The organism is Arenibacter arenosicollis (assembly GCF_014397245.1).
In the GTDB taxonomy this organism is placed as follows: domain Bacteria; phylum Bacteroidota; class Bacteroidia; order Flavobacteriales; family Flavobacteriaceae; genus Arenibacter; species Arenibacter arenosicollis.
Genome location: NZ_JACLHY010000014.1, coordinates 104,921 through 123,009 on the forward strand (window position 1 = coordinate 104,921; position 18,089 = coordinate 123,009).

Below are 18,089 nucleotides of genomic sequence, written 5' to 3' on the forward strand. Positions count from 1 at the left end.
TTTGGTTTAGTTGGTTTTACTATTTAAACTGTAATATTTAGGTATGGTTAGAAATCTATCATATTTCAATTCTTAAACGTATATGCCTCGACACCAGTAAAACCAGATGGTCTGACAACAAATAACGACCCGGCCAGGGGTTGCTTTTCCAATTCCACTTTACTGAGCCCCTTCCTTGCCGAAGTAATGTACAGATCCTCCATGGATTTGCCCCCGAAAGCACATGAGGTAACGTTGGAAACTGGTAATTTAATGGCTGATAATTTTTTCCCGGTAATAGGATTCCAGCGGGTAACTTGCCATCCACCCCAATGGGCTATCCAAAGCATTCCCTCGTTATCTATGGTCATTCCATCTGGGAATCCCTCCTCCTTAGGCACATTGATTATGGTTCTTTTATTGGAAATATGTCCAGTTTCAATATCGAAATCATACCCTACCACCTTTAGCGTGGGCGTGTCTATAAAATACAAAACCTTATGGTCCATACTCCAGGCCAAGCCATTGGAAATACTAATATTGCTTTCTTTTTTTTCTACTTTATTTCCAGCGCCCAGCATATAAAGACTGCCTGAATCTTCATCCTCGGAAATTGGCATAGTACCGGCCCAAAAGCGACCAGCGGGGTCACATTTACCATCGTTAAACCTATTTTCCGGTAAATGTTTCTCTGGATTGGCAACTATATCAACTTTGCCAGTTTTACAATTCACAAATCCAAAACCATCCTTCATTGCAGCAATATAATTTCCATCGTTACAAACTGCCATAGCCCCGATCATTTGACCTACCTGAAGGGTGTTAAGGGTTTCGGATGCGGGTGACCATTCATGAATATGGCCATTTAGGATATCTACCCAACATATTAATTTTCTGGAAGGGTTCCACAACGGGCCTTCCCCCAATTCGCTTATTTTTTCACATACAACTTTTGGATTCATAGTAAGAATTGTCATTTTATTGCTAGACCTATTAAGGTCATATTAAATTTATTAAACATTAGGGAAACGCCTATTTCTTATAAGGAGACGGACTGACCGAGGTCCAACCTCCATCGATTACCAAACTCTGTCCCGTTATGTGTTTGGCATTATCGGAGATCAAAAACAAAACAGCTTGGGCTATATCATTGACAGATGCAGGTCTGCCAAGGGGCGTAATACTTTCCCAAGTCCCAAAATAGTCTTTATCCTTCAAGGTCCTCTCGGTCAAGGTAGCACCAGGAGCCACGGTATTGACGTTTATTTTATAGGGCGATAACTCTATGACCAAATTCTTGGCCAGCATTTCCAAGGCCGCCTTACTCATACCATAGGCCGCTAAATTCTCATGTGCCTGATGCCCTGTTACCGAAGACATAAAAAGAATGGATCCGCCAGAACCTTGCTTTTTCATTTGGTTGGCTGCGGACTGTGCCAGAAAAAAACTCCCTCCCAAATTTACTTTCATTACCTCAAAGAAAGATTCTGGTGTATAGGTAAGGAATTCCCCAAAGAGGGTAATCCCGGCATTGGCGACCACCACATCCAGTTTCCCGAATTCTGTAACTGCCGTATCTACCATTTTTTGTATTAATTGCATATCACTGGAATCCCCAGCAAGACCAATACATTTTCCATTGTTACCATCCATGTCCGCCACTGCTTCCTTCGTTAAAGTGGCATCCAAATCGTTCAGAAGAACATTGGCCCCATGGGCCACCAATTGTTTACAAATCTCCAAGCCTATTCCCTGTCCCGCTCCTGTAACAATGGCTACTTTACCCTTAAAATCCATAATCAATCAATAGTATTAATGGGAATCCCTAGGGACTTAACTTCCCGATTTTCCCTATAAAAAGTCCATATCCGCACCCAAATGTTCATGTTGTACATGGTCGACATATAAATTTACATAGCCCCTGTCCACTATTGGTGGAGGCACTGCCCTCTATTTCTTGCGCCTTTCCAATTCTTCATCACTAACTACTACAGTCAGGCTACTACTGTGTACATCAAGGGTTGTCAGATCCCCATTTTCAATTACCGAAAAATTACCGCCCATGGCAGCCTCCGGGGAAACATGTAGCACTACTGTCCCAAAACCGGTTCCACTCATACGACCTTCCGAAATACGGACCATATCCTTGACTTCTTTTTCCAAAAGTTTTTTGGGCAATCCCATATTACCTACTTCCGGCATTCCGGGATATCCTTTGGGCCCAACATTTTTAAGTACTAGAACACAGCTTTCGTCCACCTCCAATTCATCGGTATATTCCCAAAGACCACAGCATTAAACCCATTTCTTGGGTTTCTAAAGAATCTACAAAACTTTGGTTCCTCCCTAATGATATTTGGGTGGAATTCATTTTTATAAATCATCATTTTATTGTGAGTATTTCACTCAATCCTTATTTGCAGGCTTCAATATCGTGAACTTTTCCGAAATAAATAGGTCGTTTTTTAAGGAATTTAAAATTGGGCATAAGTATGTTCAGAATTACAAGATCATAAATATATGTATCCCTAGTAATGCGCCAAAATATACATGGGCAAGTTTCAAAAGGTGAAGAATGTATTTCAACTTATTCCATATGACAAATATCATATTCCATTAAAGATAACCGCCTGAATTTTGCCTCGGAAAAAATCAACCATAGCAATTATGAAAATAAAGAAACCCCTTAAAATTCTTTTTTTTATCCTTTTATCCTGTCAAGCCCAGGCACAGTTGACAATATATTTCTAAGAGGTTCCGAAGGGGACACCCGTGAATTTTCGGCAGTACTGGCGGTAAACTACAAAAAAATATCCCCTATGGATTTTTCACATTCCAACATTATTAGCGTTTTTGATCAGGAAGGGGAATTGGCCTATCAGCAGGAAGGCTTGGGGGTAAACAATGAAGAAACGGTATCCAAAATTATAGAATTGGTGAATTAGAACATATTCATTTTTTAATTCCCTGCCATCTTTTGTAAAAAGGATAATCAAGCTTTATATTTGCAATAAAATTTACGGTTGACAAAATCTTCAATGTTACAACTGTTCGCACAGTCTCCCCAACTGGGAATACTGAGGTCTCGTATTGCCAATTTTAAAGATAACACCTCTACGACTTCCCCAACCCGAACCAATATCAAAGGACTCACAGGTTCCGCTTTATCCTTTGTAATAGCTGAAATCTTTCGCAAATCCGAATCACCATTTTTATTTATTTTAAACGACAAGGAGGAAGCGGCCTATTACTTGAACGACCTTGAACAGTTCATTGGGGATAGCGACGTACTGTTTTATCCAGGGAGTTATAGAAGGCCATACCAGATCGAGGAAACGGACAATGCCAATGTGCTTTTGCGTGCAGAAGTCCTCAACCGCATCAACTCCAGAAAAAAACCGGCGATCATCGTTACCTATGCTGACGCCCTTTTTGAAAAAGTGGTAACCAGGAAAGAACTGGAGAAAAATACCCTAAAAATTAAACTGGAGGATACCCTTTCGATCGACTTTTTAAATGAGGTTTTGTTCGAATATAAATTTAAACGGGTCGATTTTGTCACTGAACCAGGAGAATTTTCAGTTCGCGGTGGAATCATGGACGTATTTTCCTTTAGCCATGATGAACCTTATAGGATTGAATTTTTTGGAGACGAGGTGGAGAGTATTAGAACCTTTGATGTGGAAACCCAGTTGTCTACACTAAAAGTGAAAAAGATTACCATCATCCCCAATGTAGAAAACAAATTTTTGGATGAAAACAGGGAAAGCTTCCTTAAATACATATCTCCAAACACCCTCATTTTTAGCAAAAACCTGAGTTTATTGTATGCTAGGTTAGATTCATTTTTTGAAAAGGCCGAAGAGGCCTTTACTAAACTATCCAAAGAAATACAGCATGCCAAACCTATGGAATTGTTCACCAATTCCGACTTATTAAAACATCAGTTGGCCGATTTTGGTTTGATAGAGATCGATGGAGGCACAAAAGCTTCGAGTGACCCCGAAACCATCGTGTTCAATACAAAGCCACAACCTTCCTTTAACAAAAAGTTCGATTTGTTAATTGAAAATCTAAACGATAATTATAAAAATGGCTACACCAATTATCTGTTTTGTGCCACGGACCAGCAGGCCAAACGTTTCCATGATATTTTTGATGAAGTAGGAAAGGAAGTCCATTATAAAACTATTGTTCTTCCGCTATATCAAGGATTTATAGATCAGGATTTAAAGATTGCCTGCTATACGGACCATCAGATCTTTGAGCGTTATCTAAAATTCCATTTGAAAAATGGTTATGCCAAAAAGCAGGCCATTACTTTAAAGGATCTGAACAAACTGGAAATTGGGGATTACGTTACCCATATAGACCATGGGATCGGAAAATTCGGCGGACTTCAAAAGATAGATGTTGAAGGAAAGAAACAGGAAGCCATAAAGTTAATGTACGGGGAAAGGGACATTCTTTATGTCAGCATACATTCCCTACACAAAATTTCCAAATTCAATGGGAAGGACGGGGCACCCCCAAAAATATATAAACTAGGTTCTGGCGCCTGGAAAAAGATCAAGGACAAGGCCAAATCCCGAGTTAAAAAAATTGCATTCGACCTTATACAGCTCTACGCCAAACGCAGATTGGAAAAGGGCTTTCAATACGGTCCGGATAGCTACTTACAGCACGAGTTGGAAGCTTCCTTTATTTACGAGGATACCCCGGATCAAAGTAAATCAACGGAAGACATCAAGAAAGACATGGAAAGTGAAAGGCCCATGGACCGACTTGTCTGTGGAGATGTTGGTTTTGGTAAAACGGAAGTGGCCATAAGGGCTGCCTTTAAGGCCGTGGACAACGGAAAACAAGTTGCCGTTTTGGTCCCAACAACTATTTTGGCCTTTCAACACCACAGGACTTTTTCGGAACGTCTGAAGGAAATGCCGGTGACCGTAGATTATGTAAACCGCTTTAGGACCGCCAAGGAGAAAAAGGAAACTTTGGAAAATCTTGCAGCCGGAAAAGTAGATATAATTATAGGCACCCATCAATTGGTGAACAAAAACGTAAAATTTAAAGATCTAGGCCTTTTGGTCGTAGATGAGGAACAAAAATTTGGCGTATCCGTAAAGGACAAATTAAAATCCATTAAGGAAAACGTAGATGTGCTTACCCTAACGGCAACTCCCATTCCGAGAACCCTTCAATTTAGTTTAATGGCTGCAAGGGATCTATCGGTTATCAATACGGCACCCCCCAACAGATATCCCATAGAAAGCGAGGTAATACGCTTCAACGAAGAGACTATACGCGATGCCATTTCCTATGAAATCCAACGAGGCGGACAAGTTTTCTTTATCCACAATAGAATTGAAAATATTAAGGAAGTTGCCGGAATGATACAAAGATTGGTACCGGATGCCAAAATAGGCATTGGGCACGGGCAAATGGAGGGCAAAAAATTGGAGACCCTTATGTTGGCGTTTATGAATGGTGAGTTCGATGTATTGGTCTCTACCACCATAGTGGAAAGCGGCTTGGATGTTACCAATGCCAATACCATTTTTATTAACAATGCCAATAATTTTGGCCTTAGCGATTTGCATCAAATGCGGGGACGTGTAGGTCGAAGCAATAAAAAAGCTTTCTGTTATTTTATTACCCCTCCTTATGATGTAATGACCAATGATGCCCGAAAGAGAATTCAGGCCTTGGAACAATTTACTGATCTTGGCAGTGGTTTTAATATTGCCATGAAGGATTTGGAAATTAGAGGTGCCGGGGACTTATTGGGAGGAGAACAAAGTGGATTTATAAACGAAATTGGCTTTGATGCCTATCAAAAAATATTGGCTGAAGCCATAGACGAACTAAAGGAAAACGAATTCAAGGATCTGTATGAAGAAATTGGAGGCAAACCAAAAATCTTTGTAAAAGAAACCCAGATCGATTCCGATTTTGAATTGCTTTTTCCAGATGATTATATCAACAATATTACCGAACGTTTAAATCTCTACACAGAACTCAACCAGGTTTCCGATGAGGAAGGTTTACAAAAGTTCGAGTCCGAATTGGTCGACAGATTTGGGGACCTCCCTACCCAGGCCGAGGATTTATTAAACTCCGTCCGCATCAAATGGATAGCCAACAGTATTGGCTTGGAGAAAATAGTGATGAAAAAGGGCAAAATGATCGGCTATTTTATTGCGGACCAACAATCGGATTTTTACCAAAGCAGTTCCTTTACCTCCGTATTACAATTTGTACAGGCCCATGCCAAGCTTGCGAAACTTAAAGAAAAGCAGACCCGCAACGGATTGCGATTGTTACTGGTCTTTGAACATATAAATTCTATTGATAAAGCCTATAAATCCATTCAACCCTTCGATTCCCTTATCCCAAAACCAGGGATAACGGTTCCATAAAAACACCCTAAAGTTGATGCTATTAAAAAATATCCTATTACTTTTCACCCTGAGCTTCACTTTTATTTTGGAGGCCCAACATACCATTTCAGGGAATTTATCCCCGGCCGAAGATTACAAATGGCTAATCGCTTATAAATTGAATCCTGACCATCAAAATTATATAGCCGACACTGCCGTAGAGAATGGTGCTTTTTCGCTAAGCATTCCGGCAAACGCCAAAACCGGCATGTATAGATTGGTATATGCCGTGCCACAGGAAGAATTCTATTTTGATGTGATATACAATGGCAAGGAAGATATTATACTATCCTTTGATTCCCAAAAAGGTCTATTCTTTATTAGCTCAAAAGAAAATTCACTCTACACCAAGTACTTTAAAGAAGTTCATGAACTGGAGAAACAAATTGTTCAATATTATTCCAATGGCAATAAGGACCGAAATATAATCAAAGAACTTTTTAAAAAACTTGCCACTGTCCAAAAATCGTATGAAACCCAATCCGCAGGGATGATCTCTGGGCATTTTATTTCGGCAAATAGCCCCTATATTCCTGCTGGATTTGTAGACGTTGAAACCTATGTGCAGCAAAAAAAGCAACATTATTTTGATGCCTTGGACTTTCAGGATACGATGATATTGGGATCGGGCTTTTTGACAGATAAAGTCGTAAATTATGTGTTTACCGCTCTTCCCCCCCAACAGCTGTCGGTTGAGGAAAAAGAGGTGATAATGAAGAATAATGTAAAGGAATTAGCGAGTGTATTGGAAAATGTCAGTGCAACCAATAAGGTACAGTTATTCAATCGTCTTTGGACACAGGCAACCAGCAACAACTATAACAACCTGGCAGATGATATTTATGGGAATTACCTTAAAAATTTGGCCACAGAAACCAATAAGGCTGACATCCTAAATAACATTGAAACCCATAATCGACTGCGTTTTGGGGCAAAGGCTCCGGAAATCTCTTGGAATGAAGGTAGTACCGTTAAAAAACTTACTGATCTTTCGAGGGCTAAATATTATGTAGTTGTTTTTTGGAGTAGCACATGTTCGCATTGTCTACAACAACTGCCCGAACTTCATAAAAGAATAAAAGACATTTCTGGAGTAAAGGTACTCGCAATTGGCCTGGAAGATGATGATGAAACTTGGAAAAAGGAATCTACAAAACTACCGGCCTTTATTCATGGTATTGCTTTGGGAAAATGGGAAAGTCCGTATACAACCCTATACAACATACATCAAACACCTACTTATTATATTTTGGATAGGGAAAAGCGCATTGTAGCCAACCCGGAGAATTACGAAGAGGTTGTGAAATTTTTAAAAGAGGACAAATAACACACCTTAATTGGAGTCAGTGCGTTTTCAAAATATCGCATTTTCACGTTAACACATTGGAACCTTGGCACATTAACCAATTGCTACATTGATTAATTGCTATATTACAACATTGAAGTCCTACAAAGTTTTAAGGTCCTTAATGGTTTTAAAGGCAACGTCGACCTGCTCATCGTTAACAATTATGGTAAATTCGTTGGTTGTGGAAATTACTTCATATAACACGATCCCCTCCCAAGCCAAGCGTTGAAAAATAAAGTAATAAATTCCTGGTACAGAAACGTTCTCGGCCGGTAATTTTACGGTAATGGAGGAAAGGTTTTCAGCCTTCTGGGTACATTTCTCATTCTTGAACAACTCTTCCACTGCCTCATCCAAAATATTGCTGACAACAATATTGAGTTCGTTGACCCCTCTTGAGGAGGTATAGAAAACGTCCTTATTCCTATTTACTTCCTTCAACAATACAGTCTGATTTTCCAAAATGGATTCGGACACCAAAAAGGTAAAATCGGTCAAGGACGACCTTACCGTAATCTCCCCTATATTTTTTAAGACTTTAATTATTTTGTGGGTCGCACGGAACTCCAAATCATCGGAAAGGCGTTTTAAAGCCATTACAATTGCACCGTTGCGAATATCCTTACCCAACTCACCTTCAATTTCTGGTTTTACTATCCTAGAAAGCGATGTTAAATTAATAATACCTTGAGCTAGAGCACTTTGCAAAAATGGCTTCTTCTTAATGTAGTCTTCCACGACCGATGAAATAGTCTTCATTTTCTTAAAATTTTGGTAAAAATAACAAATTGTTACAAATAAAACAAGTAATTAAAAATGATAAAATGCATTTTCTAGATGTTCAATATTAAAATTAGCCCCATTTTTATGTACGGTAATGATATCGAACCTAGCCTCTACATCAAGATCTTTACTAATAATGTAATGATCTGCAGCCATGACAAGTAGCTTAATTTTCTTTTCTGTAACCGTCTCGGCAATGGATTGCATATAATCCGAACTTCTCGATTTCACCTCAACAATTGCCAAAATATCTCCTTTTTTTGCAATAATATCGATTTCTGCTTTCAAATACCTATAATTTCTATGAACTACCCTATAGCCATTTTTAGTTAAATGGTTCACCGCCAATTGCTCTCCCTTTTTGCCAAATTCGTTGTGCTTCCCCATACTATTCCAATTCTATTTACCAAAAAACGTGCATTTGGTCGAAAAATTCAACCTAATGTCGGCCAAATTTCAACAATCCACGTAATTTTTTATGCAGTATAACGAATTATTTGTATTGGACATAATTTCCAATTTAATTGTGCGTTATGCAATGACCCCTTACTAGTAACCTATCAAATGCGGAATTAATTATGGAATATTTCATAAACTGTAATACTTCTAGTTTGGCCCCCTACACCACCTCACTGGATGCACAAAGGGCCGCACATCTATATAGAAGATTGGGTTTTAGTGCCTCTGTGCAGACTATTAATCAAGCCACTGGCCAGAATGCCACTACCTTGGTAAATTCACTTATCACCGGGGCACAGAACATGCCCACATTGGCCGCCCCTGTTTGGGCCAATTGGAACAACAGCAATTATCCTGAGGATGATGACCAACGGGGACAAATAATAAGGTCACAACAAGAAGAATTTAAGCTGGCCTATACCAATTCATTGCTGAACAATAATCTAAGAGATCGTTTAAGTTTCTTTTGGAGCAATCATTTTGTAACAGAATTGGACGTCTACAATTGTAATTCATTCCTCTATTATTATATCAACTGTCTTCAGCGGAATGCTATAGGCAATTTTAAAACCTTTGTTAGTGAAATAGGCCTTACCAGTGCCATGCTCTACTATTTGGATGGGGTTTACAACAATGGTAACAATCCCAATGAGAACTATGCACGTGAACTGTACGAACTATTTACATTGGGCGAAGGAAACGGATATACCGAAGAGGATATCATTGAAACTGCCAAGGCCATTTCTGGCTATGTAGAAAGGGGAGAAATCGGCTGTGAACAAGTATTGTTCGATGCTACTAAATTCAATACTGAAAACAAAACTATATTCGGAAGAACCGGCAATTGGGGATATGATGATGTTATCGACATTCTTTTTGAGGAAAGAGGTGACCAAATAGGGTATTTCATATGTAAAAAGTTATATGAATTTTTTGTACACCCAGACTCCACAGATGAAGCAAATAATGCCAAGACAATTATTGATGGGCTAACCAATACCTTTGTAAGCAGTGGTTTTGAATTGGCTCCAGTCTTAAGTCAACTTTTTAAAAGTCAACATTTTTTTGACGATGAAGCGATTGGGGTTATTATTAAAAGTCCGTTCGACCTTTATCTAAATATTATTAACGAAACAAGTTTTACCTATAATGACACTACAATTGGTAGCCTAATAAATTATAGCGGTTTGTTGGGCCAGGATTTGTTTGATCCTTTTGATGTTGCCGGATGGCAACGAAACAGAGATTGGATTAATACCAATTTTATGATAGGACGTTGGCTAACCTTAGAGTCCATTATCGACGGCTTCTTTCAGGACAACACAGAACAATTCAGGACATTTGCCATGAATGCCGTTGGTCCTGCCAACAGCAATACAAGTAACCCAGAGATTGTAGTACGGGCCATAGTTGATAAAATAACCCCCAAAGGAATGTTCACCGAACAAGAATTTGACAATGCCATGTCGGCATTTAAAATAGGGGATGTACCGGAAGAATACTATGGACCCGATTATATTCCCGGAGGACAATCCTTATGGATATTAAGCGTAAGCCAAGAGGTTCCCTCACAGGTTCATCTTCTATTAAGACATCTTTCCAGACAACCCGAATTTCAACTTAAATAAAACCGACCATTATGTGCGATACTCATCATAATTCACCCCATAAAGGCAAAGACCATGATGGTCACGATTTAGAACATAAGGCTTGGAGCAGGCGTTCTTTTTTACAAGCCTTAGGAATTGCCGGTTCAGGCTCCATGATGCTGGGAAGTAATTTTTTAACTGCATCCGCACCTTCCCCTTTAACAGCGGCAATTGCTGCTGCGGAAACTGATAATATTCTTATATTAATTCGATTATCGGGTGGAAATGACGGTCTCAGTACCATCATTCCTATTAATCAATACGACATCTATGCCAACGCACGCCCAAATATTTATCTGCCGGAAAGTAAAATATTAAGATTGACGGATGAATATGGGGTTCCTACCTATATGAAATCCCTGGAGCCCATGTGGGGCGAGGGTCAATTTAAAGCAGTACATGGCGTAGGTTATGAAGGCCAAAGTCTGTCCCATTTTACCGGATCTGATATTTTTGCCAATACCGATTTAACCACAACAGGATTCAGTGGACGTGATACCGGATGGATGGGAAGACATTTTGAAAATTTATATCCCGATTATTTATCGGATTTCCCAGGCAGTAGACCAGAGGGTCCAGCCGCCATACAAGTTGGTAACTACGGAAGTTTAGTTTTTGAAGGAGAAGAAACCAACTACGCCTTTGTAACCAATAATATTGATCAGTTGGAACAGATTGCGGAAACTGGCTTGCAATATTCAGTAGATGATGCCCTTTTTGATGATTGTATGTATAGCGATCAGATAAAATTTCTTAGAGGTGTTTCCAACGTAACCAATGAGTACGCTGGAAAAATACATGAGGCCTATATGCGTGGAGCAAACCAAATAGAGTATCAAAATAACGGTTTTGCAAGGCAATTGGCTCTATTGGCACGATTAATAAAAGGTAATCTTGGTACCAAAGTCTATATGATCAGTTTGGGTGGTTTTGACACCCATGGAAATCAACCTTTGGTGCACGAACGGCTAATGTCCAATTTATCCATTGCGGTAGACAATTTTTACGATGACCTGGCCTTTACCCAACAAGATGAAAAGGTATTGAGTATGACCTTTTCAGAATTTGGCAGAAGGATTTACGAAAATGGATCTAATGGAACAGATCATGGCAAAGCCGCTCCTACCCTATTTTTTGGATCTGGACTTAATGGAAGTGCCTTTGTGGGCGAGCATCCATCTTTGGACGAGCCCAATAGTCGAGGTAACCTGGAATACACTATGGACTTTAGAGACCTATATGCCACTGTATTGGCAGAATGGCTGTGTGTAGATATTCCTCTTGTTGAACAACATATAATGGACGGATACACATATACTCCGGTAAATTTAGGATTTAATTGTAGCGGAGTGGATTTTCCCGAAATTACTTATAGTGACGGAAATCCTACACCTCCATCACCAACAGATCCACCTGGGGAAAATCCAAATCCTGAATTGATAAACGCCATTATCCACAAACCTTTTTACCCTACGGATTCAACACCTCACATTTACCTCGAAATGCCATTTAGCGCCCATGTAAACATACAATTGTTCAACATTATGGGTCAATATTTGGGATCGGTATTTAATGAAATGATGTTGGAAGGATCCACAGAAATAAACATCAGGGAAGGATTGCCAACTTATTTGGCATCTGGAAAATACATTTATAGAATACAGGTTCAAAATCAAAATCTCAGCAAATCCATAATGGTAGCATAAATTCACCCCCTACTTACTATGCGAGAAGCCTTCGTAAATTCTGAATTGTTTTCAGGGTAACGAAGGCTTATTTTTTGAATGAATACCTCAGCTGCGGCTAAAAATCTTTATTTTTGCACCCTAATCCAAAAATAATGTCGCAGAACCTTCAAAAGCCAGCAAGATATACAATTACCGCAGCATTGCCATATACCAACGGACCTATACACATAGGGCATTTGGCCGGTGTTTATGTACCTGCGGATATCTACGCAAGATACTTGAGATTAAATGGCAATGATGTGGCCTTCGTCTGTGGAAGTGACGAACACGGGGTTGCAATTTCGATGAAAGCCAAAAAAGAAGGTGTTACCCCTCAAAACATTATAGATAAATACCACGGTATTATTAAACAATCCTTTGAGGATTTTGGGATCACATTCAACAATTATTCTAGAACTTCCGCGGAAGTACACCATAAAACTGCCTCGGATTTCTTTGTGAAACTATATGAACAGGGAGATTTTATTGAGGAAACTACAGAACAATTGTACGACCAGGAAGCACAACAGTTTTTGGCCGATCGTTTTGTAATTGGTACTTGCCCAAAATGTGGCTTCGAGGAAGCTTATGGCGATCAGTGTGAAAACTGTGGTTCCACCTTAAATGCCACGGACCTTATTAATCCCAAATCTACCATCTCGGGGGCAGTACCCTCTCTAAAAGAAACCAAACACTGGTTTTTACCCTTGGACAGATACGAGGATTTTTTAAAGAAATGGATTTTGGAAGGTCATAAGAACGACTGGAAACCCAATGTTTACGGCCAATGTAAATCTTGGATCGACGACGGCTTAAAACCAAGGGCGGTAACCCGAGATCTGGATTGGGGAATCCCTGTTCCCGTTGAAGGCGGCGAAGGCAAGGTGCTGTATGTTTGGTTCGATGCCCCAATTGGTTACATTTCCTCTACCAAGGAATGGGCGGCCAGGGAAGGCAAGGATTGGGAACCTTATTGGAAAGCCAAGGATACCAAAATGGTACATTTTATTGGGAAGGATAATATTGTATTCCACTGTATTATTTTCCCCAGTATGCTAAAGGCACATGGCGATTTTATTTTACCGGAAAATGTCCCGGCCAATGAATTTTTAAATTTGGAAGGCAACAAATTGTCCACCTCCAAGAATTGGGCGGTATGGTTGCATGAGTACTTGGAGGATTTTCCAAACATGCAAGATGTTCTAAGGTATACGCTTACGGCAACTGCCCCTGAAACCAAGGATAACGATTTTACCTGGAAAGATTTCCAAGCTAGGAACAATAACGAATTGGTGGCCATTTACGGGAATTTTATTAACCGAGTAGTGGTGCTTACCAACAAGTATTACAATGGTATTGTGCCTACTCCAGGCGCCTTTAGCGAGGTAGATCGGGAAACTCTGGCAGAACTAAAAAAATATCCTGAAATCATTGCCAATTCCATTGAAAGATACCGTTTCCGGGAAGCGGGCCAAGAAGTTATGAATTTAAGCCGCTTGGGCAACAAGTACTTGGCCGATGAAGAACCTTGGAAAGTAATAAAACAGGACGAAGAAAGAGTAAAGACCATTATGTTCGTTGCCCTTCAAATAGCATCGGCCCTTGCCGTGTTAAGCGAACCATTTTTGCCCTTCACATCAGCAAAACTGAAGACAATACTTGGATTTGAAACTTTGGACAACACCCTAAGCTGGGAAACGGTGGCCCATAAAGAGGACCTGATTCCAGCCGGACATCAGATAAGGGCTGCAGAGCTCTTGTTCAGCAAAATTGAGGACGAAACCATTCAGGCACAGTTGGATAAATTGGAAGCTACCAAAAAAGCAAATGAAACTATGAACAAAGAAGTGAGCCCACAAAAAGACACCATTACCTTTGATGATTTTTCCAAGTTGGACATGAGGGTAGGAACTATTATCGAAGCAGAAAAAATGCCAAAAGCAAAAAAATTGTTGGTATTGAAAGTAAATACCGGTTTGGATGTGAGAACCATAGTATCGGGTATTGCGGAAAGCTTTTCACCAGAGGATATCATAGGTAAAAAAGTAACCGTTTTGGTGAACCTGGCACCTAGGGCCTTACGTGGAGTTGACAGCGAGGGGATGATTCTTATGACCGAAAACGCCGATGGCAAATTGGTATTTGTTAATCCGGATGAAGATGGGGTTGAAAGTGGTGAGACAATAAATTAAGGCTGAATGCCTTGAAACCTTCTACTTAAAAATCAAAATACCCCATGAACCTCATTTCCTACATCACAAAAAACACCCAACTTCCTGCTAAAGGCATAGAGAATACGGTGGCCTTATTGAACGAGGATTGTACCCTGCCCTTTATTTCCCGATACCGAAAAGAACGTACCGGAAATTTGGATGAGGTGCAAATTGGTGCTATTGTACAATACAAAGCCCAGTTTGAGGCCTTGGAAAAACGCAAATCGACCATCCTAAAGTCTATAGAGGAACAAGATTCCCTTACACCAGAATTAGGACAAAAGATCGCCAATGCCGAGGATCTTACTACTTTGGAAGATTTGTATCTCCCTTTTAAGAAAAAACGGAAAACCAAGGCAGAAACCGCCATTAAAAATGGCCTGGAACCTTTGGCCAAAATCATCATGGCCCAGCGTACCGATGAAATTGATTTTGAGGCTTCAAAATATGTAAGTGAAGCCGTACCCAATGAAGATGATGCCCTGGAGGGAGCTCGACATATTATTTCTGAATGGATAAACGAACGTGCCGATATCCGAAATCAGATCAGGACCCAATTGGAAAAATTCGCCTTAATATCCACCAAGGTTATTTCCACAAAGAAAGATGATGAGAAGGCTCAAAAGTTTAGGGACTATTTTGAATGGAGCGAACCCCTTAATCGCTGTCCCTCGCACCGACTACTAGCTATTTTACGGGCCGAAAACGAAGGTTTTATAAGGGTTAAAGTAGAGATAGACGACGACAAGGCCATCTCCAACATAGAGTATAGGATCATCAAAAACAAAAATACTACTACTCAACATATTCAATTGGCCATTCAGGATGCCTATAAAAGGTTGCTGTACCCCTCACTTTCCAATGAGATCCTTAAAAACGCCAAGGAAAAAGCGGATGAATCGGCTATTCAAGTGTTTTCCAAGAACCTAAGGCAGTTGTTGTTGGGATCTCCTTTGGGCGAGAAAAGAATTTTGGCAATTGACCCAGGATTTAGAACGGGCTGTAAAGTGGTTTGCCTAAGCGCTCAGGGCGATTTGGAACACAATGAGACCATTTACCCACATGCGCCTCAAAACGACAGTAAGGGCGCCATTAAGAAAATTAGTTCCTTGGCGGATGCCCATAAGATAGAGGCGATAGCTATTGGAAATGGTACTGCCTCAAGGGAAACCGAACAGTTAATAAAGCGTATTCAATTTAAAAATAATATTGAGGTATTTGTGGTTAGTGAGGCCGGTGCCTCTATTTATTCGGCCTCCAAAATTGCCCGTGATGAATTCCCTAATTACGATGTTACCGTTAGGGGTGCCGTATCCATTGGAAGAAGACTGGCAGATCCCTTGGCCGAATTGGTTAAAATAGATGCCAAGTCGATCGGGGTGGGACAATACCAACATGACGTGGACCAAAATCTTTTGAAAAATTCCTTGGATGCCGCTGTAGAAAGCTGTGTAAATACTGTGGGGGTCAATATTAATACGGCCAGTGTACCGCTATTGAGTTATGTTTCCGGAATAGGACCAAAACTGGCAGAAAACATTGTGTCATACAGAAACGAAAATGGTGCCTTTACCAGTCGGAGTGAAATAAAAAAGGTGCCTCGTTTAGGAGCTAAGGCCTTTGAACAGGGGGCAGCATTTTTACGTATTAAACAAGCAAAAAATCCGTTGGATGATTCCGCAGTACATCCTGAAAGCTATTCCCTAGTACAAAAAATGGTCAAGGACCAAGGCGTTCCCCTTTCGGAAATTATAGGAAACAAGGAAATCCTGAAAAAGATAGACCTTAAACAATATTGTACTGATAATGTGGGATTGCCCACCTTACAGGATATTGTAAAGGAATTGGAGAAACCGGGATTGGACGTACGGGAAAAGGCAAAGGTATTTACCTTTAATCAGAACATAAGAACCATTGCCGATCTTAGCGCGGGACAATTGTTACCGGGAATTGTAAACAATATTACCAATTTTGGCTGTTTTGTAGATGTAGGCATCAAGGAAAGTGGCCTGATCCATATCTCCAACCTATCGGATAGTTTTGTAAAAGATGTGAACGAACACGTTAGCCTACATCAGCAAATTATTGTTAAAGTATTGGAAGTGGATATTCCCAGAAAACGGATCCAATTGGCTTTGCATAAATAAGCTCAAAACTTAAGATGCCGGGTAGGCAATAGAATCATTTATTTGTAACTTTAGGTAAAATTTAAAAAGTTATGTTGTCCGAAAAATTAGAAAAAGCACTGAACGAACAGGTGCGTATTGAAGCCGAGTCTTCACAAGTATATTTATCCATGGCTTCTTGGGCCGAAGGCAAAGGGCTGGAGGGGATTGCTCAATTTATGTATAACCAGTCCGATGAAGAACGTTTACATATGCTCAAATTGGTGAAATATATCAATGAAAGAGGAGGACATGCTTATGTATCTGCGCTTAACGCACCCAAAACCGACTTCGGGAGTTTTCAAAAAATGTTCCACGAGTTATTGGACCATGAAATTTTTGTATCGGATAGCATTAACGAGCTGGTACATGTAACCCTTCAGGAAAAGGATTATGCCACCCATAATTTCCTACAATGGTATGTGGCAGAACAAATTGAGGAAGAGGCATTGGCCCGTAATATTCTGGACAAGATTAACCTGATCGGAAATGATAAGGGCGGTCTATATCTGTTTGATCGTGATATACAGCAGATTACAGCCAATAGTGCGGCCATAACCCCGAAGGCATAATTTTAACATTTAATCTTATTTAGATTGAATTAAAATAGATATTTTTGCTTCCTTGATTTAGATCAGAGGTGGGCAAGAAGAAAAAACAGGACAAGAAAACCGAAAAAAAGCTAAAAAAAGCTTTAAAAAAGGAGCAGAAAACTGCTCTCAAGGAAATGGTTCCCCAGGGGTGCAAAACCAAGTGTTGCGACAAGTACAAAAAGTCGGAATCCAAGAGATGCAATCGCTGTCCTTGTTTTGATCTAATGCAGAAGGTTGCTTAAACTTTGAATACCTTGTGCCTTCCTGGCTTTATGCATTTAACTGTCTTCTAATAAGTGCGGCACGGTCATACCAATTTAGCACAGCGAAATATCCACTGATCCAAAATTGTCCTTTTTGAAAAGTTGTCTATCAAAACTTGAGCAACTTGTGGAATTTCTCCCTGCCGGAACCGATGACGTAATAGCCTAAAACATAAGACAAGCAATGACGATAGCAAGGGCTCCTTCCCTTGGATAAGGGAAGGTGGATCCTCCGCTAGCAGCGGAGGAGACGGAAGGGATTGACAGGCCAGGTCTTCGGGAGGGGGCAAGAGATTCGGCTTTGGTTTAACCTGCCAAAAACACACCCCTAACCCCTCTTAAGAGGGGAGTTTGGTTAGTGCCAACAATGTCTTTATTGCAAGCTATTAAGCAGAAACAGAAAGTTTATATCCTTATAAATTTAATTAATCATTGAGCAGTTTGTGGAATTTCTCCCTTCCGGTACC

12 protein-coding genes and 1 pseudogene are annotated in these 18,089 nt (G+C 40.1%); 8 read left to right on the forward strand and 5 right to left on the reverse strand.

Annotation, left to right across the window (positions count from 1 at the left end):
- Positions 1–65: 65 nt before the first annotated feature.
- The 3 genes from H4O18_RS14065 to H4O18_RS14075 all read right to left on the reverse strand — a co-directional run bounded on the left by H4O18_RS14065 (position 66) and on the right by H4O18_RS14075 (position 2,238).
- Positions 66–941, reverse strand: a complete 876-nt coding sequence (locus tag H4O18_RS14065) for an SMP-30/gluconolactonase/LRE family protein (protein ID WP_187585649.1) — start codon at positions 939–941, stop codon at positions 66–68.
- A 70-nt stretch (positions 942–1,011) separates the two neighbouring features.
- Positions 1,012–1,776, reverse strand: a complete 765-nt coding sequence (locus H4O18_RS14070) for an SDR family NAD(P)-dependent oxidoreductase (protein ID WP_187585651.1) — start codon at positions 1,774–1,776, stop codon at positions 1,012–1,014.
- 153 nt (positions 1,777–1,929) lie between these two features.
- Entirely contained in the window at positions 1,930–2,238 is a 309-nt protein-coding gene (locus H4O18_RS14075; protein WP_222942419.1) for a dihydroxy-acid dehydratase domain-containing protein, read from the reverse strand.
- 482 nt (positions 2,239–2,720) lie between these two features.
- On the opposite strand from H4O18_RS14075, the pseudogene H4O18_RS14080 reads away from it, so the two are divergent.
- From H4O18_RS14080 to H4O18_RS14090, 3 genes and pseudogenes are all read left to right on the forward strand, one after another.
- Positions 2,721–2,924: pseudogene (locus tag H4O18_RS14080) on the forward strand (SCO family protein); the annotation flags it as partial.
- A 93-nt stretch (positions 2,925–3,017) separates the two neighbouring features.
- Complete coding sequence (gene mfd / locus H4O18_RS14085) at positions 3,018–6,401, forward strand: transcription-repair coupling factor (protein WP_425489138.1); 3,384 nt, start codon at positions 3,018–3,020, stop codon at positions 6,399–6,401.
- Between the two features lie 16 nt (positions 6,402–6,417).
- On the forward strand, positions 6,418–7,749 hold the full coding sequence (locus H4O18_RS14090; protein WP_187585680.1) for a TlpA disulfide reductase family protein: 1,332 nt from the start codon (positions 6,418–6,420) through the stop codon (positions 7,747–7,749).
- A 120-nt stretch (positions 7,750–7,869) separates the two neighbouring features.
- Here H4O18_RS14090 and H4O18_RS14095 read toward each other — a convergent pair whose 3' ends face one another.
- Together H4O18_RS14095 and H4O18_RS14100 are read right to left on the reverse strand one after the other, a co-directional pair.
- Positions 7,870–8,529, reverse strand: a complete 660-nt coding sequence (locus tag H4O18_RS14095; RefSeq protein ID WP_187585655.1) for an aspartate kinase — start codon at positions 8,527–8,529, stop codon at positions 7,870–7,872.
- Between the two features lie 51 nt (positions 8,530–8,580).
- Positions 8,581–8,940 (reverse strand): YraN family protein, encoded by a 360-nt coding sequence (locus H4O18_RS14100; RefSeq protein ID WP_187585657.1) that lies wholly within the window; start codon positions 8,938–8,940, stop codon positions 8,581–8,583.
- Positions 8,941–9,131: 191 nt separating this feature from the next.
- On the opposite strand from H4O18_RS14100, the gene H4O18_RS14105 reads away from it, so the two are divergent.
- From H4O18_RS14105 to H4O18_RS14125, 5 genes are all read left to right on the forward strand, one after another.
- Entirely contained in the window at positions 9,132–10,640 is a 1,509-nt protein-coding gene (locus H4O18_RS14105) for a DUF1800 domain-containing protein (protein WP_187585660.1), read from the forward strand.
- An 11-nt stretch (positions 10,641–10,651) separates the two neighbouring features.
- Complete coding sequence (locus H4O18_RS14110; RefSeq protein ID WP_187585662.1) at positions 10,652–12,367, forward strand: DUF1501 domain-containing protein; 1,716 nt, start codon at positions 10,652–10,654, stop codon at positions 12,365–12,367.
- Between the two features lie 134 nt (positions 12,368–12,501).
- Positions 12,502–14,580, forward strand: coding sequence for a methionine--tRNA ligase (gene metG, locus H4O18_RS14115; RefSeq protein ID WP_187585664.1), 2,079 nt, complete (start codon positions 12,502–12,504; stop codon positions 14,578–14,580).
- Between the two features lie 44 nt (positions 14,581–14,624).
- Positions 14,625–16,748 (forward strand): Tex family protein, encoded by a 2,124-nt coding sequence (locus H4O18_RS14120; protein WP_187585666.1) that lies wholly within the window; start codon positions 14,625–14,627, stop codon positions 16,746–16,748.
- Positions 16,749–16,819: 71 nt separating this feature from the next.
- Positions 16,820–17,338 (forward strand): ferritin, encoded by a 519-nt coding sequence (locus tag H4O18_RS14125; RefSeq protein ID WP_187585668.1) that lies wholly within the window; start codon positions 16,820–16,822, stop codon positions 17,336–17,338.
- Positions 17,339–18,089 lie beyond the last annotated feature (751 nt).

Excerpts from the sequence above, each read along its gene's own strand:
- H4O18_RS14065 (WP_187585649.1), bottom strand. The coding sequence starts at position 941 with ATGAATCCAAAAGTTGTATGTGAAAAAATAAGCGAATTGGGGGAAGGC.
- H4O18_RS14070 (WP_187585651.1), bottom strand. The coding sequence starts at position 1,776 with ATGGATTTTAAGGGTAAAGTAGCCATTGTTACAGGAGCGGGACAGGGA.
- mfd (WP_425489138.1), top strand. The coding sequence starts at position 3,018 with ATGTTACAACTGTTCGCACAGTCTCCCCAACTGGGAATACTGAGGTCT.
- H4O18_RS14090 (WP_187585680.1), top strand. The coding sequence starts at position 6,418 with ATGCTATTAAAAAATATCCTATTACTTTTCACCCTGAGCTTCACTTTT.
- H4O18_RS14095 (WP_187585655.1), bottom strand. The coding sequence starts at position 8,529 with ATGAAGACTATTTCATCGGTCGTGGAAGACTACATTAAGAAGAAGCCA.
- H4O18_RS14100 (WP_187585657.1), bottom strand. The coding sequence starts at position 8,940 with ATGGGGAAGCACAACGAATTTGGCAAAAAGGGAGAGCAATTGGCGGTG.
- H4O18_RS14105 (WP_187585660.1), top strand. The coding sequence starts at position 9,132 with ATGGAATATTTCATAAACTGTAATACTTCTAGTTTGGCCCCCTACACC.
- H4O18_RS14110 (WP_187585662.1), top strand. The coding sequence starts at position 10,652 with ATGTGCGATACTCATCATAATTCACCCCATAAAGGCAAAGACCATGAT.
- metG (WP_187585664.1), top strand. The coding sequence starts at position 12,502 with ATGTCGCAGAACCTTCAAAAGCCAGCAAGATATACAATTACCGCAGCA.
- H4O18_RS14120 (WP_187585666.1), top strand. The coding sequence starts at position 14,625 with ATGAACCTCATTTCCTACATCACAAAAAACACCCAACTTCCTGCTAAA.
- H4O18_RS14125 (WP_187585668.1), top strand. The coding sequence starts at position 16,820 with ATGTTGTCCGAAAAATTAGAAAAAGCACTGAACGAACAGGTGCGTATT.